The sequence below is a fragment of the Haladaptatus sp. genome (assembly GCF_049589095.1).
Taxonomy (GTDB): Archaea; Halobacteriota; Halobacteria; order Halobacteriales; family Haladaptataceae; genus Haladaptatus.
On record NZ_JBAWAC010000517.1, the window covers coordinates 1 to 5,449 of the forward strand.

The window sequence follows — 5,449 nt, forward strand, 5'->3', positions numbered from 1 at the left end:
GAAACAAACAATGGATAATAGACAACGGTTTCGAGGGTGCGAACTTCATCGTCTACCCGGGGAACAACTACGACAAGACCGCGCTCAGGATCATCAACAAATACTTCTATATGGGTGGAATGAACCAATCGGCCAGCGTCAACATGACGGGGGTCCACGGGTTCGACCCGCTCGTGCTCCCCCGAACCATCGGTAGCCGCCTCGAAGTCTCCAAACGTGCGGTGACGCTGGCGGCCGAGCACCGTCAGTGTTCCATCCTCAACTTCCACAGTTTCGACTCGCATAACACGATGAGATATACTCAAGCGCATCCCTCCGCCTTTAGGCGGAGGTCAAGCGATAGGCATAATCGGATAACTGAAGACTATTTCCCATCCGGGGTCTCCAAGTCTTCAGCAGCGTGGACGAGCATTCCGCGCCATGTGAGGCCGCGTTCGTCCTTCACGCCAGACAGCCATTCGTACTGTTCATCATCGACTTTGATGTGTAGGGTCTTGCCCATGCATACATCCATAACACGTACACTTATGTATGTTCGGTGTGTGGACACTACTGATGAGGCGGACCAACCAATTCGTTGTACGCCCCCGCTCCGAACAGGACGCGGAGTTGCTACACGAACTGTTGGACGCCTCTGCCAGTCTCTGGAACGAACTCACTTACGAACGTCGCCAACGCTTCTTTGGCGAACTCGACGGGAGTGTCTGGGACGCACCGCGCGTCCACGACCGCTACAAAGGCATTCTCGGCTCGGCCGCCGCGAAAGAGGTCAAACGAAAGAACGACGAAGCGTGGCGGTCGTTCTTTTCGCTCAAGGAGAAGGGCGAACGCTGTTTCCCACCCGGCTATTGGGGCAACGAGGAAGACGGCCGCGACCTACGATGGTACGGCCGGTGCGACCAGTATACGCTGATGATGGGCGGTCGATCGCGCCTCGAAATACCTGTCGGCTCGGACCTAAAAGACGAGTACGACCACACCGGTCGGCTCCGTCTCGAAGTCGCAGGCGAACCAAAGTGGGACGGCAAACAATGCCGGTTAGAACTGTACTACGACGAGTTTTCGGACCAATTCAGGGCCATTCAACCAGTCACTATCGACACTTCTCGACTGGATTCACCACTGGCGGACGAAACCGCCGCTCTGGACATCGGTGCGAACAACCTCGTCGCCTGTACGACAACGACCGGCCAACAGTACCTCTACCACGGACGCGGCTTGTTCGAACGATTCCGCGATACGACGCGGGAAATCGCCCGGCTACAGTCGAAACTCCGCGAGGAACGGTACTCCTCGAATCGGATTCGACGGCTGTATCGGCAACGAACCCGACGACGCGACCACGCCCAAGATGCGCTTGTTCGGGACCTCATCGAACGGTTGTACGACGAAGGCGTTTCGACGGTGTACGTCGGGGACTTAACCGACGTGCTGGAAACACACTGGTCAGTTCGAGCGAACGAGAAAACGCACAACTTCTGGGCGTTCCGGGCGTTTCTCGACCGACTCGCGTGTACCGCAGAGGAATACGGCATCACGGTCGAAGCGCAGTCGGAGGCGTGGACGAGCCAGACGTGTCCGAACTGCGGTTCCACGACAGACACGATTCGGCACCAGGACACGCTCACGTGTTCATGCGGGTTCGAGGGACACGCCGACCTCGTAGCAAGCGAGACGTTCCTGAGACGGCAGACCGACGTATCACGGCCGATGGCACGGCCCGTGCGATTCGAGTGGGACGACCATTCATGGTCGGAGATGTCACACTCTCACGAAAGTCCCAAAGAAGTGCGCACAGACCGGAGTATCCACGGATAGGAGAAAGTCGCTCACGTCGGGGGTGGCGCTAATGCCAGACCCCGAACGTGAGGATTCCTGCGCCTTTAGGCGCGGCGAGGATGTCAATACAAGGAACTGCTCGCCCACATCGACGGGACGAACGGTATCGAGGTAATCACCTACTCCGATCTGTGGGACATGCGGCGCAGTCAACCGTAACCGTTCGGGATCCGATTTCACCGGACTGCGAAAGGACCGAACGGTGCGAAAAGTAGTTAGCCGATGGTCTCACCGGAGCGATGGTGGTCCCGTCGTCAGTCGTTCGAACAATCCTCAGTCGTCCGAATCTGGGCCGACCTCGTCCTCGTTACCGGACGGTCCCGCGGCCTCCGACGGTTCCGCCGCCGACGGCGACTCGTTGTTCTCCTCCGTGATCGAACCGGTGGACCCGCTCGCGTCCGTACCGGCCGCCGCCGATTCCTCGCTCTTCTCGTCCGGAATCTCGTCGTGTGTCTCTCGCATGTGTTCGTGCAGGTCCTCTTTCCCCTCGAACTCGTCGTCACAGTACTCACACGAATACGTCTTCTCGTTGGACTCGGTTGCCATGTTTTGCCCTTCATCCGCGAGCCGTGAAAAGATTCTACTGGAATATGCAACCTCACCCTGTTCCCTCCACTCTCCCGTGCTCGTGTCTCAACCGTTTCGGAACGCGTTTCCACGGATGCTGACGTCGGCATGGAGTTCCTCCCGGACGGCTTCGAGGTCGTTTTCACGATCACGGTCGGCCTCCGCGTCGATTTCGACACGACCGAGACCGTCGACGTTCCGCTGCTGTGCACCGATCCGAAGCGCCACGGTGTAGCACGCGGCGTAACTCGCAAGCAGGGTTTCGGTCAGACTCGGGTCGGTGTCGGTGTTCGGGTCGATGGCGAGGTCGCTCTCCTCGATGTGGGAGACGGTTCGATAGCCGTCCACGGAGGTAGTCGTCCTTTCGAGCATCGATTCGTCCACGAGGAGCAGTCACGTCAATTTTATTGCTACCGACGAGGGCGGCGAAAAATGGGAGGACTACAGATACGAATCGTCGTACGATTCGGCCGATTTCGGCGTGTGGACGTTCCCGCATTCGGTACACTCGATGTGGTCTTGGGCGTCGCGCGTCGTTTTCAACGACCCACAGTTGCTACAGTAGTATCCGTACCTGTTCTTCTCCGCTTCGTCGCTGTACGTGACGAAGAACGGGTGTTCGGTTCCCGATTTGGTTTCCTCCAGGTTCAGATACACCGTCTCCCCGTCCTCCGTCGTGGCGGTCGTCGTTCCGTCGTGTGTCTCCGTATTCTCCAACGTCATTTCCGTCGGGTCGATGTACCCGCCGGTGTCGTCGGACATCTCCCGTTCGCTCGCATCGAGGGTGTACCGGTGTTCGACCAACGGTTCGCCGCCGTACTCGACTTGCCGGTCGTCCGTCCGCTCGAAGCCCTGCTCCTCGAAGAACTGCGCGCCTTCCCTGTCGGCGTCGAGCACGTTCGCGTCGATTCGTTCCGCGCCGTCCTCGCGTAGCTTCTCGACTATCGTCTCGAACAGTTCCGTCCCGACACCCTTCCCGCGGTGCTCCGGGTCCACCAACAACCATCGTATCTCGCCGGAACTCCCGTCGAGGTGGCCCTCGGTGAGTCCCACGAGCGTGTCGAACTCCTCGTCTTCGAGCGCGAATACGCGGTCGTCGGGGGCGTCGACCAGACCGGTCACCCTCGCCTCGGCGAACTGCTCGGTGATGACGTTCTCTATCTGCTGTGGACTCAGCGAGTACGATGCGGTCATCGCACTCCGTGCCAACTCGTGAATCCGCTCCGCGTCACCCGCAGTCGGCTCACGTAGTTTCATACTTTCACGTTTCTTTGCAAGCCGGATAAACTCGCGCCAGAACGGTTACGGTGGTGCAGATTTCACCGATATCGACCGGGGAATTCACGAACGGTTCTCAGTGAAAACGGGATACAAACCAGTTCTTCGCGGCGAAATTCAGTTCATTTGGAAAACGACGAAAGAACACCTTGCATTGGCAACGAGTAGACCGACCAGGAGGGAAACTGTAATAACAAATAGAGAAACGCACCCCCGAAGCAAGCACGGGGACGAGAACGACCGCCACCCAAAGATACGATGTCAACGACACAATCGAATACCCAAGAAACGGTTGAACAGTGTGAACACTGCGATGCGAAGACGACCCATCGCGTGTTCGTGACCATCATCACGGAAAGCGACAGCGAGACGAACGCCGAGTTCTCGCGCGAACCGTACCGCGTCACGGAATGCGTGCAGTGTGGAACCGAATCCCGCCAGCGCATGAACGACGTCTGATACGATCACGATGACCACAACACGACAATCACAGGAGGATGTCGAACACAGCGACCGCCGATGCCGCAACTGCGGATCGTTCGTCACGCCCGACTTCGCCCGCGTCTTCGGTAACAATGACGACGAAGTGTTCGGCTGTCTGGACTGCATGTCGGCGACGGCAGTGAAGAACGGCAACGCACGAGGGGAGTCCGTCGGGTCGGCGAGAGTTCGTCAGTAGGGATGGAATCGACAAGGGAATCGGGTCCCGGTTTGCGGATGGGAGCAGACATTTATTATGATAGACCATGTGCTTTCATATCATGGCCTATGTCGTCAAGATGCCCAAGTTGGGACTGGAAATGGACTCGGGAACGCTCAACGCGTGGACGGTTTCCGTCGGGGACACGATCAAGGAGGGCGCGACCATCGCCGAAATCGAATCGGAGAAGACGACGGCGGAAATCGACGCACGAGAGGACGGCGTTCTGAGACGGATCTTCGTCGAGGAAGGTGACGTGACGGATCCGGGGGCACCGCTCGGAATCGTCGCCGCGCCGGATGCGGACATCGACGAACTGATCGCGGAGGTCGAGGGAGAATCGACGGCGGTGGAGGACGAACCGTCGTCCGAGAGCGCCACCGCGGCCGCCGCAGGGGACGACGGCCAAGGGGCGAGCGTTCAGCGCCAATCCACCTCAGCGTCGGCGGCGAGCGTCAAAGCCACGCCGCGAGCGAAGCGACGGGCCGAGGAACTCGGCGTCGACCTCACGACGGTTGACGGCACCGGCCCACAGGGGGCCGTGGACGAAGCGGACGTCGAGGCGGTGGCTGACAGTGAGGCGGCCGCTGGCGAGACGGCCGAATCGGACGAGAACGTCAAGGCGACACCACGGGCGAAACGTCGGGCGGAGGAGTTGGGCGTGGCGCTTCACGACGCCGACGGTACCGGCCCGCAGGGAGCGGTGACGGAGGCGGACGTCGAAGCGGTCGCGGCGGCGAGTGAACCCGAACCGGCCGCCGCCGAATCGACCGATGTCGGTCCGTCGGGAGCGACCGAGCCTGACGTTCCCTCCGAACGCGTGTTCGCCACGCCGAGTGCCCGCCGTCTCGCGCGGGAGTTAGGCGTGGACGTCGAATCGATCGAAACCCCGGACAACGGCCGTCTCACCGAAACCGACGTTCGACGGGCGACGGGCGACGAATCGGCCGCCGTCGAAGCGGCGACCGAAGAACCGAGCGACGAAGCGACGACGGTTCCCGGTACCCGACAGGAAGACCGACCGCTTTCGGGGATGCGCCGAACCATCGCCGACAGGCTCGGGGA

General features: G+C 60.1%; 8 protein-coding genes and 1 pseudogene. 5 read left to right on the forward strand and 4 right to left on the reverse strand.

Going from position 1 to position 5,449, the window contains the following annotated elements:
• Positions 1 to 293, forward strand: a pseudogene (locus WBV42_RS16120) (polysaccharide deacetylase family protein); the annotation flags it as partial.
• Between the two features lie 71 nt (positions 294 to 364).
• Here WBV42_RS16120 and WBV42_RS16125 read toward each other — a convergent pair.
• Positions 365 to 502, reverse strand: coding sequence for a hypothetical protein (locus WBV42_RS16125; RefSeq protein ID WP_423986928.1), 138 nt, complete (start codon positions 500 to 502; stop codon positions 365 to 367).
• 53 nt (positions 503 to 555) lie between these two features.
• Here WBV42_RS16125 and WBV42_RS16130 point away from each other — a divergent pair, with 53 nt between their 5' ends.
• Positions 556 to 1,818, forward strand: a complete 1,263-nt coding sequence (locus WBV42_RS16130; protein ID WP_423986929.1) for an RNA-guided endonuclease InsQ/TnpB family protein — start codon at positions 556 to 558, stop codon at positions 1,816 to 1,818.
• A 294-nt stretch (positions 1,819 to 2,112) separates the two neighbouring features.
• On the opposite strand, the gene WBV42_RS16135 is transcribed toward WBV42_RS16130, so the two are convergent.
• The 3 genes from WBV42_RS16135 to WBV42_RS16145 all read right to left on the reverse strand — a co-directional run bounded on the left by WBV42_RS16135 (position 2,113) and on the right by WBV42_RS16145 (position 3,663).
• A complete protein-coding gene (locus WBV42_RS16135) occupies positions 2,113 to 2,385 on the reverse strand; it encodes a hypothetical protein (RefSeq protein ID WP_423986930.1) in 273 nt (90 codons plus the stop codon).
• 87 nt (positions 2,386 to 2,472) lie between these two features.
• On the reverse strand, positions 2,473 to 2,778 hold the full coding sequence (locus WBV42_RS16140) for an OsmC family protein (protein ID WP_423986931.1): 306 nt from the start codon (positions 2,776 to 2,778) through the stop codon (positions 2,473 to 2,475).
• 69 nt (positions 2,779 to 2,847) lie between these two features.
• On the reverse strand, positions 2,848 to 3,663 hold the full coding sequence (locus WBV42_RS16145) for a GNAT family N-acetyltransferase (RefSeq protein ID WP_423986932.1): 816 nt from the start codon (positions 3,661 to 3,663) through the stop codon (positions 2,848 to 2,850).
• Positions 3,664 to 3,942: 279 nt separating this feature from the next.
• Here WBV42_RS16145 and WBV42_RS16150 point away from each other — a divergent pair, with 279 nt between their 5' ends.
• The 3 genes from WBV42_RS16150 to WBV42_RS16160 all read left to right on the forward strand — a co-directional run.
• A complete protein-coding gene (locus WBV42_RS16150; RefSeq protein ID WP_423986933.1) occupies positions 3,943 to 4,143 on the forward strand; it encodes a hypothetical protein in 201 nt (66 codons plus the stop codon).
• 10 nt (positions 4,144 to 4,153) lie between these two features.
• On the forward strand, positions 4,154 to 4,363 hold the full coding sequence (locus tag WBV42_RS16155) for a DUF7563 family protein (protein ID WP_423986934.1): 210 nt from the start codon (positions 4,154 to 4,156) through the stop codon (positions 4,361 to 4,363).
• Positions 4,364 to 4,445: 82 nt separating this feature from the next.
• Positions 4,446 to 5,449 (forward strand): E3 binding domain-containing protein (locus tag WBV42_RS16160; protein WP_423986935.1); only part of this gene is annotated, 1,004 nt, incomplete at its 3' end.

Bases quoted from the DNA above. Each gene is read 5' to 3' on its own strand.
- WBV42_RS16125 (WP_423986928.1), bottom strand. From the start codon at position 502: ATGGGCAAGACCCTACACATCAAAGTCGATGATGAACAGTACGAATGG.
- WBV42_RS16130 (WP_423986929.1), top strand. From the start codon at position 556: ATGAGGCGGACCAACCAATTCGTTGTACGCCCCCGCTCCGAACAGGAC.
- WBV42_RS16135 (WP_423986930.1), bottom strand. From the start codon at position 2,385: ATGGCAACCGAGTCCAACGAGAAGACGTATTCGTGTGAGTACTGTGAC.
- WBV42_RS16140 (WP_423986931.1), bottom strand. From the start codon at position 2,778: ATGCTCGAAAGGACGACTACCTCCGTGGACGGCTATCGAACCGTCTCC.
- WBV42_RS16145 (WP_423986932.1), bottom strand. From the start codon at position 3,663: ATGAAACTACGTGAGCCGACTGCGGGTGACGCGGAGCGGATTCACGAG.
- WBV42_RS16150 (WP_423986933.1), top strand. From the start codon at position 3,943: ATGTCAACGACACAATCGAATACCCAAGAAACGGTTGAACAGTGTGAA.
- WBV42_RS16155 (WP_423986934.1), top strand. From the start codon at position 4,154: ATGACCACAACACGACAATCACAGGAGGATGTCGAACACAGCGACCGC.